This is a genomic window from Thermogemmatispora aurantia (assembly GCF_008974285.1).
GTDB lineage: Bacteria > Chloroflexota > Ktedonobacteria > Ktedonobacterales > Ktedonobacteraceae > Thermogemmatispora > Thermogemmatispora aurantia.
On the sequence record NZ_BKZV01000010.1, the window covers coordinates 1 to 18,637 of the forward strand.

15 protein-coding genes, 2 tRNA genes and 2 rRNA genes are annotated in these 18,637 nt (G+C 60.6%); 12 read left to right on the plus strand and 7 right to left on the minus strand.

The features are described from left to right. The 5 genes from KTAU_RS20660 to KTAU_RS20680 form a co-directional block, all read left to right on the plus strand. Nucleotides 1-115: ribosomal RNA gene (locus KTAU_RS20660) — 16S ribosomal RNA — on the plus strand; the annotation flags it as partial. A 411-nt stretch (nt 116-526) separates the two neighbouring features. After that, a tRNA-Ile gene (locus tag KTAU_RS20665) sits at nt 527-600 on the plus strand. Nucleotides 601-613: 13 nt separating this feature from the next. Then, nucleotides 614-686: transfer RNA gene (locus tag KTAU_RS20670), tRNA-Ala, on the plus strand. Between the two features lie 69 nt (nt 687-755). Then, nucleotides 756-872, plus strand: a 5S ribosomal RNA gene (gene rrf / locus KTAU_RS20675). 250 nt (nt 873-1,122) lie between these two features. After that, complete coding sequence (locus KTAU_RS20680; RefSeq protein WP_151730141.1) at nt 1,123-1,605, plus strand: hypothetical protein; 483 nt, start codon at nt 1,123-1,125, stop codon at nt 1,603-1,605. 33 nt (nt 1,606-1,638) lie between these two features. On the opposite strand, the gene KTAU_RS20685 is transcribed toward KTAU_RS20680, so the two are convergent. From KTAU_RS20685 to KTAU_RS20695, 3 genes are all read right to left on the minus strand, one after another. Next, nucleotides 1,639-2,766: a class I SAM-dependent methyltransferase gene (locus KTAU_RS20685; protein ID WP_151730142.1), complete on the minus strand. Its 1,128-nt coding sequence runs from the start codon at nt 2,764-2,766 to the stop codon at nt 1,639-1,641. Between the two features lie 133 nt (nt 2,767-2,899). Then, entirely contained in the window at nt 2,900-4,000 is a 1,101-nt protein-coding gene (gene holA / locus KTAU_RS20690) for a DNA polymerase III subunit delta (RefSeq protein WP_151730143.1), read from the minus strand. 81 nt (nt 4,001-4,081) lie between these two features. Continuing rightward, entirely contained in the window at nt 4,082-4,453 is a 372-nt protein-coding gene (locus KTAU_RS20695; RefSeq protein ID WP_174844085.1) for a PTS sucrose transporter subunit IIBC, read from the minus strand. A gap of 273 nt (nt 4,454-4,726) precedes the next feature. Between KTAU_RS20695 and KTAU_RS20700 the strand changes: the two genes are divergently transcribed. Beyond that, the gene (locus KTAU_RS20700; protein ID WP_151730144.1) at nt 4,727-5,095 is read left to right on the plus strand and encodes a hypothetical protein; all 369 of its coding nucleotides are present in this window, start codon (nt 4,727-4,729) and stop codon (nt 5,093-5,095) included. On the opposite strand, the gene KTAU_RS20705 is transcribed toward KTAU_RS20700, so the two are convergent. Continuing rightward, nucleotides 5,050-6,030: a DUF92 domain-containing protein gene (locus KTAU_RS20705; protein ID WP_151730145.1), complete on the minus strand. Its 981-nt coding sequence runs from the start codon at nt 6,028-6,030 to the stop codon at nt 5,050-5,052. The two genes, KTAU_RS20700 and KTAU_RS20705, sit on opposite strands and share 46 nt — an antisense overlap. Before the next feature lie 481 nt (nt 6,031-6,511). Here KTAU_RS20705 and KTAU_RS20710 point away from each other — a divergent pair, with 481 nt between their 5' ends. From KTAU_RS20710 to KTAU_RS20725, 4 genes are all read left to right on the plus strand, one after another. Further along, nucleotides 6,512-7,867 (plus strand): hypothetical protein, encoded by a 1,356-nt coding sequence (locus tag KTAU_RS20710; RefSeq protein ID WP_151730146.1) that lies wholly within the window; start codon nt 6,512-6,514, stop codon nt 7,865-7,867. Between the two features lie 25 nt (nt 7,868-7,892). Next, the gene (locus KTAU_RS20715) at nt 7,893-9,767 is read left to right on the plus strand and encodes a glutamate mutase L (protein ID WP_151730147.1); all 1,875 of its coding nucleotides are present in this window, start codon (nt 7,893-7,895) and stop codon (nt 9,765-9,767) included. Nucleotides 9,768-9,941: 174 nt separating this feature from the next. After that, the gene (locus KTAU_RS20720; protein ID WP_151730148.1) at nt 9,942-10,985 is read left to right on the plus strand and encodes a hypothetical protein; all 1,044 of its coding nucleotides are present in this window, start codon (nt 9,942-9,944) and stop codon (nt 10,983-10,985) included. Nucleotides 10,986-11,100: 115 nt separating this feature from the next. Beyond that, the gene (locus KTAU_RS20725) at nt 11,101-11,859 is read left to right on the plus strand and encodes a methyltransferase domain-containing protein (protein WP_151730149.1); all 759 of its coding nucleotides are present in this window, start codon (nt 11,101-11,103) and stop codon (nt 11,857-11,859) included. A 112-nt stretch (nt 11,860-11,971) separates the two neighbouring features. Here the strand turns inward: KTAU_RS20725 and gpmI are convergent, their stop codons facing one another. Beyond that, nucleotides 11,972-13,561 (minus strand): 2,3-bisphosphoglycerate-independent phosphoglycerate mutase, encoded by a 1,590-nt coding sequence (gene gpmI, locus KTAU_RS20730; RefSeq protein ID WP_151730150.1) that lies wholly within the window; start codon nt 13,559-13,561, stop codon nt 11,972-11,974. 368 nt (nt 13,562-13,929) lie between these two features. Between gpmI and KTAU_RS20735 the strand changes: the two genes are divergently transcribed. Together KTAU_RS20735 and KTAU_RS20740 are read left to right on the plus strand one after the other, a co-directional pair. Next, nucleotides 13,930-15,396, plus strand: coding sequence for a CCA tRNA nucleotidyltransferase (locus KTAU_RS20735; RefSeq protein WP_151730151.1), 1,467 nt, complete (start codon nt 13,930-13,932; stop codon nt 15,394-15,396). Next, entirely contained in the window at nt 15,383-15,886 is a 504-nt protein-coding gene (locus tag KTAU_RS20740; RefSeq protein WP_151730152.1) for a hypothetical protein, read from the plus strand. The genes KTAU_RS20735 and KTAU_RS20740 overlap by 14 nt, the downstream gene beginning before the upstream one ends. 98 nt (nt 15,887-15,984) lie before the next feature. Here the strand turns inward: KTAU_RS20740 and KTAU_RS20745 are convergent, their stop codons facing one another. Both KTAU_RS20745 and KTAU_RS20750 read right to left on the minus strand, forming a co-directional pair. Beyond that, nucleotides 15,985-16,668 (minus strand): helix-turn-helix domain-containing protein, encoded by a 684-nt coding sequence (locus KTAU_RS20745; protein ID WP_151730153.1) that lies wholly within the window; start codon nt 16,666-16,668, stop codon nt 15,985-15,987. A gap of 119 nt (nt 16,669-16,787) precedes the next feature. Then, on the minus strand, nt 16,788-18,353 hold the full coding sequence (locus KTAU_RS20750) for an APC family permease (protein ID WP_151730154.1): 1,566 nt from the start codon (nt 18,351-18,353) through the stop codon (nt 16,788-16,790). Nucleotides 18,354-18,637 lie beyond the last annotated feature (284 nt).

Consider the following 18,637-nt stretch of genomic DNA (forward strand, 5'->3'; position numbering starts at 1 on the left):
CCGCTGGGCGAACCCCTCAGCAGAGGGGAGGCAGGCGTCGAGGGTGGGGTCGGTGATTGGGGTGAAGTCGTAACAAGGTAGCCGTACCGGAAGGTGCGGCTGGATCACCTCCTTTCTAGGGAGTCGACTGGAGGATACTGCAGCAGGCAGTAAGAACGCGGAGCCGTCACGATAGAGGCTAGAGCCTCTCCTGTGAATCTTGTTGAGATGCAGATGCATCCGCTCGATTGCTCTGGCTCCGTCTCTGCCGGTGCTCATACCTCCTCTCCCAGGTCGATCCTGTCACTCGACTCGGTGCTCCGGCTTCTCCTCTCTGCGAAGTCGGAAATCCGCTGAAAAACCCTCTTGTCAGAAACACTGACAGGTGGTAAAATAATAAGCGGTGATCGGGTGGCAGCAATGCAGAGAGTACCACTTGCCATAAGGCTGATGCCTGGCAGGTCGGTCGTCACAAACTCGCCTTATCACTCTCCAGGTGTTCGGGTCACCCGGCACCCGTCACGGTGATCTCACCAGTCCTTATTGTGGGCTATTAGCTCAGGTGGTTAGAGCGCAGTCCTGATAAGACTGAGGTCCCTGGTTCGAGTCCAGGATGGCCCACCCACCCGCACAGGGGGATGTAGCTTAGTTGGTAGAGCGCTGCCTTTGCACGGCAGAGGTCAGGGGTTCGAGTCCCCTCATCTCCACCTGAGGGGGTGCCGGTTCTCTAGCGGATGAACTGGCTCGCTCAATTGCCCGCCTGTCCATGCAGGTGGGGCGGTGACTATAGCGGAAGGGAAACACCCGTTCCCATCCCGAACACGGAAGTTAAGCCTTCCAGCCCCGATGATACTGCGGGGGAAGCCCCGTGGGAAAGTAGGACGTTGCCGCCCCACCTGCCTGGATGGGCGCTTTTTTATGTCCCTCCTCCTGCTCCCTTCCTTCCCTATCTTCAGACAAAAGATAATGATAGACACCTACGCTGCGCTTCGCCTATAATAGATTCTGAACCCATGATGAAGGCGTTCTCTCTGCTGCCCCAGCTTGTGGCTGCCATGAAGTCGCTGACGCTGGCTGGTTGCAGATCGCCTTGCTCGCTATCCTCTCTGCCTGGGAGCTTGTTTGACTTGGGGGACTTGTGTGATGAAGCCCTGGAAGCTGTTGACACGCCTCGCTGTGGCTGTTTTCCTCGTGTTGGTCATTGTGGCGATCTTTGGCCCTAACTTGGCCGATTTTGCCAGGGGCCTCCTTGGCAATGTGGGCAAGCCTTTCTCTAACACTCTGTCCTTGTCTTCCTCCAACATCCAGGCTCACCTGGTCCATTCTCCTGATCCGACAGATGCCTCGGCTCCCTCCCCTTCTCACCTGCAAATCGCTGTCCAGGGCCTTAAGCCTTCTACCACTTATTACCTGACCATTGATGAGGACAGCTGTGGCGGCCCCACTCTGCTTTTAGTCGGCTCGCTGACGACTGACGACGTGGGAACCGCCCTCAAGGATTTCTCGCTCAATCTCAGCGATCCTGCGGGCCTGGCCTCGCGCAAGCTGTGGCTCAATTTCCATCGCGGCGACTTCAACGGCACAAGCAGCGCCTGCTCACCTATCGATACCTCACTGCTGCATTAGAGGCTCGTCGGCTTCGGCTGCGGTTGGCCACGGTCAGTGCTGCTCGCGGGATGGGACTCTGCGCCTCATGATGAGCACCTTGAAGTTGCCCAGTCCCGCAGGATCGGTCAGGGCCAGGACTTGTTGACGCAGGTTATACCAGCGCAGCAGAGCAATCTGCCCCTGATCCGTAGCTCGCTCTTGATCCGCTGCCGTGAAGTGGGTGCGACGAAGCTGTTCGAGTTCCTCGAAAATGCCCATGCGTTCTAGCCAAGCGCGCTGCGTAGTGAAGAGACGTAGACGAAGACCGTGACGACGCCCTTCGTCAATCAGCGCACTGAAGTTGACATGGGCTGTGATGTCCTGCTCCCCGGGCCTCGCCAGGGGCTGCTCGTTGATGCGGTGTTTGTGGTAGCAGAGCAGGGTCCCTCGGCGCCGTGCGCGGCTGTAGAGGCGAGACGCCCGGTCTCCGTAGTCGATTACAAGCAGGAAGCCCTGCCGCAGCAACAGGGCTTGCAGTTCTACCCAGCGCAGGGCCTCCAGGTTGATCTCTGCCCGCCAACCATCGGGAAAGCTGCGCCAGCGAATGCAATAGCGGTCGAGATAGGTAACCACTTCCGGAGCTGACGGGACGGCGATCTCCCGCAATCGGCCTTTATCGAGACCCACATAGATCTCGTAAAGCTGCCCCTGGTGTACTTCGACGAGGTGGACCGGAAAAGCGTCGACTAGCTCGTTGGCCAGAATAATATGAGGGGCCCCGTCTTTCTCACTGAGCTGCTGCAGCGCCGTGGCAGACAGCACGTCTTCCCCATGATGAAGATCCAGGCTTCGATAGCTAAGGGCCGCGGCAAACTCTGGCTGCTCTTGCTCTGCCCAGTCATGAACCCCTGTCTCTAACTCGCCTCGCCCGGCTCCCTGCTCCCAGACGCGGAAGGGCTGCGGATGGCCTAGCTCCTCCCACATCTGGAAGAGTTGACGCCCCAGGCAGTGGGCGAAGAAGTACCCGAGGTCGCCGCTCGTGAAGTAATCCCCAGACCAGCCGATACGTGGAGCGCCGGCTGTATAGTAACCGCTCTCTGGATCGTAGAGCGCCATGCGCATATATTCGGCGAAGGGCAGCGGCCCCTCGCGCTCGATGCGGGCGATCAGTCTCTGTTCAAGGAGAGAACTCGTGGCCATCAGTGCATTCCTGTCCTGGGAACAGCTTGATGAAGGGCTGGTGAGCTGCGTCTGGAAGGAGGCTAAATAAGCGCTTGTCGCTGTCAATAAGCTGACGCCCGGATCTGTGGCTGATGAGCCAGGCCAGCCGCCGCTAGGGACGAGCGGAGGTGGTGAAAAAGTGCATGAGCAGCAAATCGAAGGCGACCTCGGGACTGAGGCGACTGCGCTTCAAGGCCGCGTCTGTTTCGGCCAGCTGGCGATAGATGAACTCAAGCTGAGCCAGACTAAACTGCCGCACTTGCTGCGCAGCTCGCTCGGCGATGAAAGGGGCAATACCCAGCGTCGAGGCGATCTCTGCAGCACGCAATCCCTTCTGCGTAAGCTCTTTGACGAGCAGGAGTGTGCGAACCTGCGAGAGCATGAAGCCAAGTAACAGCAACGGCGGCTGTCCCTCGGACAGCAAGCTGTGGAGGATGTCAAGAGCTTGCTGCTGCCTCCGCTGGGCCAGAGCATCGGTCAGATCGAAGATGCGTGTCTCCTGCACCTGGGCAGAGAGGGCCCGCACGTGAGGAACATCGATGGTACCGCCTTCACCGACGTAAGTGGCAAGCTTCTCCAACTCGTTAGCCAGCATGCGCGTCTGGCTACCGATGAAATTCGCCAGCAGCGTCACCGCCTCGCGCGTAATACGGACTTTAAGCCGCGCAGCGCGCTCCTCGATCCAACGTTCGAGGGCTGCCCCTTTGGGAAGCATACTTTTGATCTCCTGGCCGTAACGGCGAGCCGCTTCCACCAGAGGATGACGGGCCTCAAGTGCCTCATCAACCAGGAGGATCAAGGTAGTCGAAGCCGGCATCACAGGCACAAAACTGGCCAGACCTTGCTCAAAGTCAGCGCGCGACGTGCCCCCAGCTTTCTTGCTTCCCTTACGCGTACGGCTGCGCTTGCGCTCCTCGGCACCCTCTCCTGCCGCTGAGGCAGTCCCCTGATCGCTCTCAGTAGAGGGGCTGGCCGCCTCCCGCTCCTGAGCGGTCGAGGAACCACCCCGACGCTTACGGGGCAGCCCCTCGACAATTACTAACCGACCCTCGCTCAGGAAGGGCAACGTACTACACGTTGCCACAATGGTCGCCAGCTCGGTTTCATCGCCGTGGTAGGTATCCTGGTTGTAGCCAAAATCCCCCTGCTGACGAAGGCTTCTCAGCGCTTCGCGGCTGCTGAACTCGTCATCGCCGTGCAGCAAATAGAACATAGCCCACTCATTCACTTACTCACTGGCCCTCAGTGAAAAGAAACACCCCCGGCAACCTTGCTGGCTGGCTACAGCCACGTCTCATTCGGGCAGGAGCGTTGTTTGCCGGCGCGAGCGGCGGCTCTCTGAGCGCGCGGCGAACCAGTCGGCCAGCATACCACCGACTAGACCCAGGACGCTGCACAGGAACAGCGCGCCGAAGAAGGTTGCCCCAACCTGGGCATTGGGCAAAGGTGTATCGAAAATCAGCGTATCGACCCAGCCCAGAATCGCCAGCAAGCCGATAAACGCCCCGATGAAAGCTCCCAGAAGCACAATCCAGCGCCGTCTGACCAGCACCACGCTGACCCAGAAGATCACAAAGAGTGAAAGGGGCAGCGACAGTAAGAAGCCGAAGAGGCTGGCCAGGAAAAGCCCATCGCTGGGATTAATGATGAGTGCTGGTCCTCCCATAGACCTTGCATTGCCTCCCGCTAGCTAGCTTTTGCGTTCGTATTATACTGCAGTGCCAGAGGGCTGACAATAGCAGCTCCTCCTGTCCTCTTCGCTGACAGAGAGGAGGTCGCCTGACTTGTCGGAGTGTCGCCAGAGGGCTGAAATCCTGCCGCTGACGCTCAAAGGCTACCTTCTGGCTCTGCAACACCTCCCGGTGCTCTGCGTATATATAGGCAGTCAAACCCTGGCAATAACCTTGTATCTCAACCGGACGAATTCGAGGAAAAGGCCATGATGAATCGCATGACAACTCTGGGCTTGGACGAGCGTCTAGAACGGGTGCTTGCTTACGCGCTCTTCTGGATCTCGGGCCTGATCCTCTTCTTAGTCGAGAAGAACCGCAATGTTCGCTGGCACGCTGCCCAATCGCTGGTGACCTTCGGCACACTTTCACTGGCGGTTCTGCTGCTTCAGTTCCTTCACGGGCTGTTGAGCCTGCTGCCCCTCTTGGGCTGGCTCATTGGTTTTGGTCTGAGTCTGCTGATCAATCTGCTCGGCTGGCTGACGCTGCTGCTCTGGTTGTGGCTCATGTTGATGGCCTGGCTCAGGCCGGACTATCGACTGCCCTTCTTCAGCCGGCTGGCGGACAGCCTTGTGTAGCCCTGGCAAGGCCCGCTCCGTGGTACAGGGCTACGGCTGAGGACTGCGGCGATCAGGCTACCGCTCAGAGTAGCCAGGAGATTCACAACATCGTTGTTGACTCCTGGCCAGCCACGCACACGCTGGGTAAGGCTACCGCAGCGTCGATGGCGACGCTGCTCAGTCTCCTGTCCACAGCGCGGGCAGCGATAGACGGCCTGCAGAGTGGCACCGAGGAGACTGTCGACCAGACTGCCTGTAAAACCGCTGAGCCAGGTGATGGCGACTAGGAGGAGAGGTCGGTCAGGACCTGGCTCTCCGGTGCCGCCGGGCAGCAGGCGAGCCAGGGTGAGCAAGCCCTGCAGCACTATCCCTAGCGCCAGAGCCCCCGCCGCTGCGGCCAGCGTGCCCGGCCAGGAGACTGCCCCCGAGATACCGGGCGCTACTGGGCGCCCGGTTGTCATCAGGCGTGGAGGGCGACGGGTCAACACGCCCACTTCAGTGGCCCAGGTATCAGCTGTAGCGGTAGCTAGAGCACCGCCAAAGGCGGCCAGCCAGGGATCACAGCATGCGGCCCTGACCTGGTCCGAAGAGATCCTGGAGCGCCGGCGCAGCCCATAGCGCAGCGCACACCAGGTGGCTACACCGCCGTTAGCTGCCACTTGCAGCATGTCGCGAGCGCTGCCCTTGTTGGACTTCTCCGCCGCGATAGTGGCCTTCCGCTGCTGGCGGAAGCGAGAAAGCAAGCTGGAGGAGAGAAAGAAGAAGATAAGGGAGAGGCCCAGCTCCCAGCCACCTGCGCCGGCGGTCACCGTGCCAGTCACGATAGCCGCTGGCACCCCGCTGCGACTAAGAGCGCCGCGGCGCTGAGCCAGCAGGCTGATCCCGCTGCTCACCAGTAGCCAGAGTAGGAGCCGCCACAGCCACGGACGCCGGCTGGCGCTCCTTTTCTCCATCGCTGTTTCTCCTCCTTTGTCTGGCGAATGATAAGCATCTGTCCTATCTTTTGTTACAGAATGTCGACAGGGCCAGTTCTATTGTAAAAAGGGCCTTGCTCGCCTGCAAGGGGCAGGGAGTGTAGTCTGCAGAGGGGAGAAGTAAGTAGTACTTTTGGCTGGGAATTATGGATCTATAGTATCATATCAGTGAGCCTGGTCATGTTTATTATCAGGTAGATATAGCAATCGAGGCAGGCAGCCAGCGCAGTGCGTTGCGTGCCAGCAAAAAGCATGCTACACTGCGAGCGAGCCAGATCCAGGAGCGAAGGTGACGGCCTGGTGAAAGTGAGGAGCAACAGTGATTAGGTGTAGCAACTGTGGAGAGCCAGTCGCTGCCGGCATGGCGACGTGCCGGCGCTGCGGCTTGCCTTTATCTGGCGGAGTTGGAAGTGCTGCAAGTGCTGCAGATGCGCAGAAAGGGATATCTCAGCGGTCAGAGTTGCCGGCCTGGCTGCAATCGTTGCGGGCAGGTGAGCGCCTGCCCGCGGGTGCTACCGGCCCCATTCCTCTGTCTGCCGCTGATTTGATCGACGAGGAGAGCCTCCCGAGCTGGATGCGCGCGGAGCAAAAGGAGGATACAGCGGAATATCAGTTCCCGGGCAGTGCCCAGTTTGGCGGCCCAGCGGACTACGCGGCGGCCCCGCCGGCGCGGGGGATTGCTGCTCGCTCTCTCATCGATGAGCAGGCATTGCCCTCCTGGATGCGTGAGGGGCAGGGGCAGGAGGAAGCGGGAGCGCGCGAGGGAGGACTGAGCGGCCAGAAGGATATTCCCGCCTCTAGCCTGGTAGAACCGGAGGCCCTGCCAGAATGGATGAAGTCTTTAGGGCCGTCAACGCTTGGCTCGGCTGCTACGGAGCCTTCTGCCAGGAAGTTTTCGCGACCCACTGCTTCGGAGTGGGGTCAGGCGGCAGGCGCACAGCCGGGGCTGGCTCCAGCGCCCGGGCAGCCTCTGCAGGCCCATGACCTGATTGATCCGCAGCAGTTACCGGATTGGCTCCGGGGCCAGCACTCGCCTACAGAGGCTGTCACAAGACTGGGTGCTCCTGGAGCCGGGGGCGCTACCCGGCTGGAGGCAGCTTCTCTGATCGATATGAATGCGTTGCCTGCCTGGCTGCGTGAGGGTCAGCTACAGAATGCAGATCCACGACCTGCGTCGCCCTCGCCGGGGGGGCAAGGTGGCCCGGTGGCCCCTCCTCCTGCGCCGTCTCTGCCCGCCGGTGGCCTGACGGCGGCCTCGCTCATCGATATGAATGCTTTACCCGAATGGCTGCGCTCCTCAATGGAAACGCCTGCTCCCGCTGGCTCTAGTGGACAGAATCCAATGACCTTACAAGAGCCTGGGCGAACGCTGCCCGATCCTATGCAACCGCGCGTGGAGAATATGCGCGTGCCCAGCCGACCCCGCACGGAGCTAGGTGTCAGTGAGCAGAGCGAGGCGGCAGCCAATGTTTTTGCTTCTCTGCTGGGGGTGGCCTCAGCTGCGCCTTCGTTGCCTGCTCAAGGTGCTGACCCCCGCTACGGACAGGGGGCGCCAATCTCGCCTTCGTCTGCTCCTGCTGCTGGTGGGGTGATGCCTGCTGCGCCGGCTGCTCCTCCGGGGTATCCCGCTACGTATATTGGTGCCAGCGCGAGCGCGAATCCTGCGCCGGCGGCCTCCGCATATGCGGCGCCACCTCCATCCGCATCTCCTCCAGGGCCAGGCGCTGAGGCTCACGCGCAGTCCCGGGCACAGGCTCAGGCCCGGCCTGCGAAGCGTAGCTTCCTCGATGTGATTCGTAGCTGGTTCCCGCACTAGGTGAGAGAAGAGGGGTGTTCTGGAGATGCAGACGCAGTTGAATCAGCAGGAGGGTCAGGCAACCGCTCATAGGAAAGATGCTGCTGCCGCCAATTCTATTTTGGTTGCCGACTGCGGCAGCGTGCTAACCAAGGTTTCATTGCTGGGCCTGGTCGAAGGGCAGTATCGCCTGATGGCGCGCGGCGAGGCTCCAACAACGCTGGCTGCCCCCCAGGAGGATATTACTCGGGGCATCGTGCAGGCCATCAACGAGATTGAACTGGTCACAGGGCGGCAAATTATTGTCGATGGCCGTTTACTGGCACCGGAGCAGCCGGATGGCAATGGCGTGGATGTCTTTGTGACCACTATTAGCGCCGGTGGCCCGCTTCGTTTGTTAGTGCTGGGTGCAGCCAACCCCACGCTGACAGACCTGGTCCGCCAGGCGGTCTCGGGCCTCTATGCTGAGACCCATGCCTTGCCCTCCCCGACGTTTACCGCGAGTATGGCCGCCGGTCAGCTCGCGCAGCCGGGCGCGACACCGTTGCCGGGTGCAGTGCCAGGTGCTGGCCCCGTACCCTGGACTCCCGAACGCCTGGCCCTGGAATGGCGCCGGCAGATCGATCGACTGCGCGAGCTGCAGCCACACGCGGCTATCATTGTTGGTATGGCTGATGGGCCGACAGGGGCAACTCCTATTCAGGAGGCCTGCCAGCTCCTGGTCAATGCTGCCCAGGAGCAGCGCGAGAAGACGCGGCTTTTCCCTTTGCCGGTACTCTATGCCGCCGCTCCTCAATATGTGGAAGCCTCACGGCGCCTGATCAACGGCGCTGGCGAGGTGATGCGTTTGGACCCGCTGGTCTCAGCCTCTAATCTCGGCTCGATCAGTCTGGCCGTCAGCTCGCTCTACGAGCGCTCGATTCTGCGTCGTTTGCCGGGCAGCGAGACCCTCTGGTCCTGGTCTTCGGCAACCCCTGTGGCGACAGCGACCTCCCTCAGCAGCCTGGTGCGCTTTCTGGCTCACCACTATACAATGAATGTGATGGCGGTCGATGCGGGAGGAGCTAATACAACCTTGCTGCTGGCTGGCGAACGCGGGGAGTTTATCCCGATGGTCAATGCGGGCATTGGGGTCGGCTCCGGCCTGGGCGAGTTGCTGAAGCGCGTCGGCTCTCAGCATATTAGCCGCTGGTTGCCCTTTGATGTCTCCGATGAGGAACTGCGCCAGTTCGTGCTCAATACGATGTTGCACCCCCACGTGGTCCCCAGCAACCAGCGGGAGCTGCAGATCAGCCAGGCGTTTGCACGTGAGGCGATTCTACTGACCGCCGAAGCACTGAAAGCTGGGTCCCTTAGCAATTTCTCGCCCGATCTGGTCCTGGCCACTGGCGGCGTGCTGGCGCATGCCCCGCGTCCCGCTCAGGCTGCCTTGATGCTGCTTGATGCCTTGCAGCCGCGCGGTGTGACCTCGCTGGTGCTGGATCGCACCTTGCTCTTCCAGCAGTTGGGGGCAATTGCCACGGTGAACCCGGTGGCTGCCGTGCAGGTCAATGAGAACGATGCCGTGACCCATCGCCTGGGAACCTGTGTGATCCCCTATGGAACCCTGCCGCCCGACCAGATTGCGCTGCGGGTCGTTGTGGAGTATAGTAATGGACGACAGGTCCAGGTCGAGGTCATGAGCGGCTCGATTGAGGTCATCCCTCTGCGTCTGAATGAGCAGGCACTGCTAACGCTCTATCCTGCCCCAACGGTCGATGTGGGGCTGGGGCCGGGCGAGCGCGCCCGCGCTGCCGAGGAGATCGATGGTGGGCTGGTGGGCTTGATTATCGATGCCCGCGGTCGCCCCTTGGTGCTGCCGGCGGATAAGGCCGAACGCCATGCCCGGTTGTTGCAATGGTCTCAGGCCATTGGCGCTTAGTCGGACACTGGACTGGTCGCCAACCGGCTGGTGAGCAGTAGCCACTACCGCTCAGATCTGATCTTGTTTATGTGTATTGGTATTGTCGTTGTTGCTGTTCAAACGGTTCTCTGAGGTCCACTGTCGTCGGTGATGCTCTTGTGATCTGGCGCGTGCGTGGGAGGCGCCGCTACGATGGCCTATCCTTTGGGGTGGTCTGTACGCTTGCAGGTTGTGGTGCGCAGAGAGCGCTGGCCCGGTGGCTCGCGCGGAGGAGCGGTGGCGCTGGTCTATCCCGGCCAGATGGTCGAGCCAGACCAGCCGGTGATCCGGCTGAAGCGTGAAGAGCGCGGCGAGGAGCTAGGTGGTCTTCTTCGCCTCTCGCTACCAGCGGTAACGCGGAAGCTACCGGCAATCCACCCAACGAGTGCGCATCACCTGAGCGATACGCAAACGGCGCTGGCTGTGCCTGCTCTGGGTGAGGAGACAGTGCCGGCTGGCCTGCGGGGACGTGTTGTCGATGTGACGGCTCGTGGTGGGGTGGTGATCGAAAGTCCGGTGGTGGCTATCCAGGGAGTGCTCGGTGCTGGCCCCCAGGTGGCTGGTGTGCTGACGCTCTGGCAGGCTCTGGGCAACGGCGGTTCACGTTCGGTGCAGCCTATTCCTCCCGGCGCTATTCTGGTAGTACCTGGCCCGCTAAGCTTTCTTCTGCTGCGTCATGCTCTCAATTCCGGCGTAGTTGGCATTATCGCCAGCAGCATCTTTCTGCGCGATCTTGAAGGCTTCCTTCATGCCGACCTGCTGGAGTTGGTGAACAGTCCGGGCGGTGAAGATCTGCAATCCCGCTTGCCGCCCCTGACGATTATGTTAACGGAGGGCCTGGGGAGTTTGGCGATGCCCGCACGCCTGTTGCAGCTGCTGAGTTGCTATCAGGGACGGGTGGCTCTCCTCTCGGGTTTTACATCAGTTCGACGGCATGCGCTGCCGGAGCTGCTGATCTCCCTTACCGCTGCCGAGGCTGAGGCCCTCCCTCGCCAGGAGCCAGATCTGGCGCTGGTACCCGGGGCGCGAGTGCGTGTCTGCTCTGGCGACTACTGCGGCAGGACGGGCGAGGTGCTCTCGCTCTTCCTCCATCGTCAGCGCCTTCCCTCTGGGGTACGTGCTCAGGCCGCTCGTGTGCTTCTGGAGGAGGGCGAGGTGATCGTAGCGGCTCTTTCCTGCCTCGATCGCATCGGGTAGATCCGCGGCGGCTCTCTCCTATGGGGAGTGCACTCTTTCTCGCTAACCGTTGCTCGTCCGTGTTTCTTTTTTGTGTTGGTCGAGCGAGCGAGTTGCAAAAAGCTGAGGTGTTGTCTTGGCTGCCAGTGATTGGAATGCGGCCCTCTATGATGCGAAGCATGCCTTTGTCTTTGCCTATGGCAGCAGCCTGGTAGAGCTGCTGGCGCCACGCCCGGGCGAGCTGATCCTGGATGTGGGTTGTGGAACGGGCCATCTGACGGCCACCATTGCGCGCAGTGGCGCTCAGGTGGTGGGTCTCGACCGTTCGCCGGCGATGATCGAGGTCGCTCGCCAACACTATCCAGACCTCGAATGGCACTTAGGCGATATTCGCTCCTTTCTCTATCCGCGTCCCTTTGATGCCATCTTCTCCAACGCCACCCTGCACTGGATACCCGAGGCCGAGGTGGTAGTCGCAGCACTGGCGCGCTTGCTCAAACCAGGCGGGCGCCTGGTGCTGGAGATGGGAGGGCGCGGTAACGTAGCGGCCCTCTGCGCTGCCGTGCAGGAGGTACTGCAGGAGCGGCTGGCAGTGACGCCGCCCAATCCCTGGTATTTTCCTGCTCTAGGGGAATATGCTGCCTTGCTGGAGGCTCACGGCTTCGAGGTCCAGGCTGCCTGGCTCTTTGAACGACCAACGGCCCTGGAGGAAGGTGAGCAAGGGCTGCGCCTCTGGCTGGAGATGTTTGGCTCTGCGCTGCTGGAGGTGGTACCTGCAGACCGTAAGGAGGAGATCCTGACTGCGATCGAGGCCAAGGTCCGCCCGGCTCTCTTCAGAGAGGGACGCTGGGAGCTGGATTATCGCCGTCTGCGCCTGCTGGCTCGCCGTCTTTGAGGGGACCGTTCTTCCCTCAGAGTTATCCACACCGGTGGAGAGTTATCCACATATGTCACCACAAGATGTGGATAACTCCCCCGATTCCACCACAAGATGTGGATAACTCTGTCTACTGCTGAGGTAGGAGCAAGGAGCGACCGGTCATCTCGCGCGGTTGAGGCAGCCCCATAATCTGCAGAATGGTTGGCGCGATGTCCGCCAGAATGCCATCGCTGCGCAGCCTGGCATCGGCAAGCTGGGGCACAACCAGATAGAGCGGCACCGGGTTCGTCGTGTGGGCTGTCATGGGCTTGCCACTATCGTAGTAGATCATCTGCTCGGCGTTGCCATGATCAGCAGTGATCAGCAGGCCGCCACCTACCGCCAGGGTAGCCTCGACGACGCGCCCAACGCCGGCATCGACCGCCTCGACCGCCTTAATGGCCGCCTCCAGGACACCAGTGTGACCGACCATGTCAGCGTTGGCATAGTTCATGATCACAAGATCATATTGGCCGCTGCGGATGCGCTCAATGGCGGTCTCGGTGACGCCCGGGGCGCTCATCTCAGGCTGCAGATCGTAGGTCGGAACTTTGGGCGAGGGCACCAGCAGACGCTCCTCGCCGGGGAAGGGGGTCTCGCGGCGCCCGTTGATAAAGTAGGTCACATGGGCGTATTTCTCGGTCTCCGCAGTGTGGAACTGGCGCAGGCCGTGCTCGGAAATGACGCGGGCCAGGGGCATCTCCACCTCGTCGGCACGGAAGGCTACTTCTGCCGGCAGCCCCGCCTCGTACTCGGTCATCATGACAAAAACCAGGTCGCGCAAACGTGGGCCACGCTCGAATTTGCCAGCGGCCTGGGGCGGCAGTTCTTCCAGCACAAAGGCTTTGGTTAGTTGGCGGGCACGATCGGGACGGAAGTTATAATGGATGAGGGCGTCGCCTTCCTTGACAAGGGCCAGCGGATGCTCCTCTTCCATAATCACGGTGGGGACGATGAATTCGTCGGTGATGTTGCGTTCGTAAGACTGCTGGATAGCAGCCACCGCCGATGAGGCGCGCTCTCCTTCGCCGCGCGTCATGGCCAGATAGGTTTTGGCGGTGCGCTCCCAGCGATTATCTCGGTCCATAGCGTAATAGCGCCCACTGACCGTGGCCACACGTGCCGGGTGATCGCCACCGATCTCGCGCGCGCGCGTCTCCAGGCGCTTCATGAATTCGATGCCGGCAGTGGGTGAAGTATCGCGCCCATCGGTGAAGGCGTGGATATAGACGCGCTCGATCTCGTGCTGGCGGGCCAGGCGCAGCAGCGCCTCCAGATGATCCTCGTGGGCGTGCACGCCACCGTTGCCCAGGAGGCCGCAGATATGCAGCTGCGAGTGATTGCGTCTGACGTGCTCGATGGCCTTGAGCAGGGCCGGATTCCGGTAGAAGCTGCCGTCCTGGATAGACTCGCTGATGCGGGTGAAATCTTGCAGGACACGCTTGCCTGCTCCGATGTTCTGATGGCCGACCTCGGAGTTACCCATTTGACCGGGGGGGAGGCCGACAGCCTCGCCCGAGGTTCTGACGAGGGTGTGTGGCCAGCGGCGCTCTAGCTCGTCGATGTGAGGCGTGCGGGCCAGAGCGATGGCGTTGCCCTCTGTGCGCGGGTTGAAGCCCCAGCCGTCCATCACGATCAGCACGAACGGGCGTGGTCGCCCAGGAGAAGCCTTACTCATCGTTCCTCGTTCTGCTCCAGTCGAAAAGTTAAGAGGTGTGTCCTATTGTATCATGGCCGCCGCTGACCTTCAGCAGGCTGCAACCAAAAGCTGCGGGGCTGGCACTGGTCAGAGCGAACGGAGAGCAGAAGAGACGACAGGCTGTCTGGCCGGACAGGCAAAGCTGGCTATCGCCTGTGGCCAGAGGCCATGATATAATAAATCCGTTGCACTTGCTGTAACCTGTCCTGGATCAGGCAGAGAGGCAGATCGCTTCCAGCAATTCCCCCGCCAACATCGCTAAAGCTCGAAGAAGGAGAAAACCAATCGTAGCGAACCAGCATAGGAACGACTCTATTAGGGAAGGGAAGCGAATATACACATATTCGATGCGAGAAATCATTTTAGAACTGGCCCGGATCTTTCGCGCACACAACAAACAGCTGTATATGGTGGGGGGGACAGTGCGCGATGTGCTGCTCGGGCGCAGTGAGTCAAGCGATGCCGACTTGGCGACAGATGCCCGCCCCGATGAGATCAAGCGCCTGGTAGGGCCGACGAAGCCGACGGCGATAGTCCTGGTAGGGGAGCGCTTTGGCACGGTGCGCCTCCACTACGGTGAACATATTATTGAGATTACGACCTTCCGCGATGAGCGCTACAACCCGGATTCGCGCAAGCCGGAGGTCTGCTTTGGCACCGTCCTAGAGGAGGATCTGCGTCGGCGTGATTTTACGATCAATGCGATGGCCTATGATCCCCTGACTGGCCAGCTCTATGACCCGTTCGGCGGGCGCCTCGATCTGGCGCGACGTCTCTTACGCGCTGTCGGCAACGAGCCTGATAAACGCTTCGATGAGGACCCGCTCCGCCTCCTGCGCGCTGTGCGTCTGGCGGCCCAGCTCAATTTTACCATCGAGGAGGAGACGCGCCGCGCTATCATCCGTCAGGCAAGCAAGCTACAAAAGATTAGCCGCGAGCGCATTCGAGACGAGATGCATAAGCTGTTGCTCTCGCCTCATCCGGCACGTGGCCTGGATCTGCTGGTCGAGCTGGGACTGATGCAGTGGATTATTCCTGAAGTACTGGAGCTGCGCGGCGTGAGCCAGCAGCAGAGCCAGCGGAGCGTCCCTTCGAAGGATGTCTATGCGCACGTGCTGCGCGTCGTAGAGCGCACTTCGCCGCGCCCGGTAGCCCGGTGGAGCGCGCTGCTGCACGATATTGCCAAGCCGCGTACACGCACGGTCGAGGATGGCAAGGTGCATTTCTTCGGCCATGAGGAGGTCGGGGCGACGATGGCCCGCGATATCTTGCGTCGCCTCCACTTCGATCGCGATTTCTGCGAGCGCGTTGCGCGCGTGGTTCGGCTGCATATGCGCGCCAATGCCTATAGCTCTGATTGGACCGATGGGGCAGTACGTCGTCTGATGCTGGAGGCCAACGATGATCTGGAAGATTTGCTGGATCTCTCTCGGGCCGATATTACCAGCTACCGCGCCGATAAGGTTTCACGCGCCGCCGCTCGCGTTGTGGAACTGGCCGAGCGCTGCCGTCGCTTGAAGGAGGAAGCCGAGCGCGTGCCGCTGAAAAGCCCGCTGGATGGCCATGAGCTGATGGCGATGTTTGGGCGCGGCCCCGGTCCCTGGCTACGACCCCTGAAGGACTATCTGCTCAGTCTGGTTATCGATGGAGTGCTGGCCCCCGACGATAAGGAGCGCGCCGCTCAGTTCGCCAGGGAATTCGTGGCTCATCAAGAGCAACAGGATCATTTACAGCAGAAACAGCAATATGCTCAAGAACAAGAGCAGAGACAGCAGGAAGAGCAACATGAGGGTGTGAGCCATGCCAAAGAATAAACCAGGAGCACAAACGCAGTCGCAGGCGCAGGCTGCTGCCTCGCCCCCATCTCCCTCTTCATCTGCCTCCCAGAAGCTAAAGGCTGGTGAGCAGCCCGCCGAGGCTCGCAAGGGACGGCAAGAGCAGAAGCCCCGCATCGGCGGCCCTGCAGTGCCAGGAGCGAAGTCTACGCTACCGCGCACGGCCACAGCGACTGATCCCCAACAGCAGCAGTATGAGAGCATGAATCGGGAGATGCGTCGTCGCCTGCGCCAGATGAAGGCCGGTCCCTATAGCGAGGCCCCTTCTCCTGCCGAGAAGTATCGTAAAAAACTAGAGAAGCAAAAGCGGAAAAAAGAGCAGCAAAAGAAAGCCGTTGAAAGAATTGCCGAGACGGCTCCGCGTCAGATCCACCTGGGGCGCCGCCTGATCTATTTCGTGGTCGCCATTGTGCTGGTCCTGGTCGTGGTAATTGTTCTGGCCGTACTGCATCACTTCGGCGTCTTCTAGCGTGTGCTCAGCTTATGCTACTTGGGCTGAGACGCTGAGGCCCCTGCGCTCGTGTCTTACCTGTTTTCTCCACTGATGTTCGTTGTCTTGCGCGGTCCTCAGAGTAGCTTGCGGTGGAGGATAGAGATCAGCGTATCGGTCAGAGTAAGAATTTCCTCGAACTGACGCGCCTGCTCCTCCAGAGGAAGGCTGCGGCTCTGCCACCGGGGGAGCAGGGATTGCTCGAAGGCGGCGATCTCGCTGCGTACCAGCTGGCGCAGGTGAAAGCGAATGAGAGTGACCAGGGCCAGCGGCAGGCCCAGCTCCATCAGCCGGCGATAGAGTTCGACCAGCAGAAGATCATCTCCGGTAAACAGAACCTGTTCGCCTTCCTGCACGGGAAAAAGCAGCTCCAGCCGTAGCAGCTCATCGAGCAGCGCGGGCGAGATGCCTGTCTGCTCAAGCAGCAGTTCGCGGCTGAAGCGCGTCTCCTGACTGCTTGTTGCCAGAGGGCGCAGGAGCCTCTGCTTCAGGGCCAGATTCATCTGGATTTCGCCATGTTGGGCGCGAATCTCCAGCAACTGTCTGATCAGGTCAAGTGGCAGGTTATGCTTCTCTTTCAGCTCTTTGATCAGGGTCAGGACGCGCACGTGTTCCCCACTGTAGTAGGCGACGCGGCCTCGCTTCTGGGGTGGTGGCAGCAGACCCTGCGTATTGTAGAAGCGGATGGTGCGGCTGGGTATGCCTGTCACCTGCGATAATTCATCTATACTCAGCTCTCGCTCGATATCTTCTTGCTGCAAGGAAAGCGGACCTCGGCACGTGTGAGATAGTTGCTGTTACATATAACGTGCCGCTGGCCCGCTTTCAAGACTCGCCGGACCACAGGCGAGTGAGCGCTTCGCTGCCGGCCAGCGCTCGCTCAGGCTGAGGCGCTGCTACCGCCGGCTGCATCGCTGGCAGGATTCACGTCCTCGGGCGAGCCGATAACCTCGGCCAGAATTTCCTCGTCGGAGACGTCTCGTCGCATGGTCGCCTGGCCGATAACGTAGATCACGGCCCCAGCCACCAGGGAGATGGCCGCGAAGCCTACCAGCGAGAGATCCCAGGCCAGGGTATTGATCAGCGTCGTCCAGGGCGAGATAAAGATGACGGCTACCCCGAAGGCACTGGCAATGCAGCCGATGACCGCGCACAGGTAGAAAACCCAATCTGGTGCCAGCTGAACGCGCTGGAAGCTCTCGCGGTACTTATAGCGGATATAAATCACATCAATGAAGAGGAAGACCATCGAGATGCACCAGATGATGGTGACCGCAGCCTGGAGAACATCGTAAACAACCGTTGACAGGTCAGAGGGCTTGAGCGCCTGGATAACGAAGGGGGCGATGATGAAGGTGATGACCGTCAGAACGCCCGAAATGATGCTCTGAACCAGCACCGCCACCCAGGGCACACGGTTGCGGTTGACCTTGCTCATCATGGTGGGCAGGCGTCGGTCAAGGCCGGAGACGAAGAGCAGGCGCCCGAAGGAGTAGTTGTAGACGACGGTGTTAAAGAGAAAGAAACCAATGAAGATGAGGTTGACGATAGTGGCTAGCACGTTGCCCGCTGGGCCAAAGCCGTATTTGACCGCTGCTGCTACAACGGAGGGATTGCCCTGGCTCTGAATAGCCGGAGGGACGGCCATCATGACGCCGAAGGTGCCGAGCAGATAGGCCAGCATGACAACGACCGAACCCCAGAGCAGGTAACGGGTGATGGCGCGTGTGTTCTGGATCTCTACCCCCATGTTAAGGGGGACCTCGATGCCGAGCAAGGCCAGAATCACCAGGCCGTAGAAGGTGTAGTTCGTGTTGTTGAGCTGCCAGTGAGCGGCGGAAAAATCGGCCTGGGCCGGATGGCCACTGAGGAGCCAGATCAGGCCAGCGAGACCAACCAGCAGAATGGCGCCGCCATAGGCGACAAAGATGACGTTGACGAGGTTCTGTGTCACGCGGAAGCGCAGCACCGAGAGTACACAAGAAAGGGCAATGACCAGGAGGATCACCAGACCTTGCTGCCAAGGCTCCGCTAGCAGGCTGAGACCGTACTGGCTGCCGAGCTGCTGAATAAGGGAAACAACGGCGTCGCCGGTGGCGATCATCACGAGTACGCCAGGCCACCAGGCGCAGAAGCCGGCGAAGAAGCCCATGAAGGCCCCGAAGGCGCGCGTAGTCCAGACATAGATCGATCCCTCACCGGGGAACATCAGGCCAAGCTGGCCAGTGACAATGGCACCGGGAATGAGAAAGGTCAGAAAGCCTAAGATCCAGTAAATAAAGGCCGCTGCCCCGGCTCCTGTGACAACGCTGGAGTTGCTGATGAAGAGGACGATGGCTACGAAAATCGCGACCATGTCGAAGGAGTTGAGAACCTTCGGAAGAATGCCGCCAGCGATACGCTCGGAGCGCAAGACTGTGCCGCTGTTCTCTGCTGCTGTCTCCATAAGTGCTTGCCTCCCGGCTGAAAAGCTGGTCGCTCTCTCCGTTCGCCTGCTCCTCGGTGCTCCTCTGTTTGCCTGTGTGTGCCTTGCCTCCCTCTCTGCCTCTCTGCCTGCCGTCTGGACAGGGCTGGCAGGTGGGGCCTGGCTGCAGAGCAGAGGAAGGAGGAGAACGCTGGCGAAAGGCAGAGCGGCCCTGACAACGGTCGGTCGGTCAATCGGTCCTGCTTGCTTGAGAGAGGCTGTCGAGGGCGCCTGGCTTGGGTTGCCGTTGATTAGATTTGGGCGCA

Bases quoted from the DNA above. Each gene is read 5' to 3' on its own strand.
- KTAU_RS20680 (WP_151730141.1), top strand. From the start codon at position 1,123: ATGAAGCCCTGGAAGCTGTTGACACGCCTCGCTGTGGCTGTTTTCCTC.
- KTAU_RS20685 (WP_151730142.1), bottom strand. From the start codon at position 2,766: ATGGCCACGAGTTCTCTCCTTGAACAGAGACTGATCGCCCGCATCGAG.
- holA (WP_151730143.1), bottom strand. From the start codon at position 4,000: ATGTTCTATTTGCTGCACGGCGATGACGAGTTCAGCAGCCGCGAAGCG.
- KTAU_RS20695 (WP_174844085.1), bottom strand. From the start codon at position 4,453: ATGGGAGGACCAGCACTCATCATTAATCCCAGCGATGGGCTTTTCCTG.
- KTAU_RS20700 (WP_151730144.1), top strand. From the start codon at position 4,727: ATGATGAATCGCATGACAACTCTGGGCTTGGACGAGCGTCTAGAACGG.
- KTAU_RS20705 (WP_151730145.1), bottom strand. From the start codon at position 6,030: ATGGAGAAAAGGAGCGCCAGCCGGCGTCCGTGGCTGTGGCGGCTCCTA.
- KTAU_RS20715 (WP_151730147.1), top strand. From the start codon at position 7,893: ATGCAGACGCAGTTGAATCAGCAGGAGGGTCAGGCAACCGCTCATAGG.
- KTAU_RS20720 (WP_151730148.1), top strand. From the start codon at position 9,942: ATGGCCTATCCTTTGGGGTGGTCTGTACGCTTGCAGGTTGTGGTGCGC.
- gpmI (WP_151730150.1), bottom strand. From the start codon at position 13,561: ATGAGTAAGGCTTCTCCTGGGCGACCACGCCCGTTCGTGCTGATCGTG.
- KTAU_RS20735 (WP_151730151.1), top strand. From the start codon at position 13,930: ATGCGAGAAATCATTTTAGAACTGGCCCGGATCTTTCGCGCACACAAC.
- KTAU_RS20740 (WP_151730152.1), top strand. From the start codon at position 15,383: ATGCCAAAGAATAAACCAGGAGCACAAACGCAGTCGCAGGCGCAGGCT.
- KTAU_RS20750 (WP_151730154.1), bottom strand. From the start codon at position 18,353: ATGGAGACAGCAGCAGAGAACAGCGGCACAGTCTTGCGCTCCGAGCGT.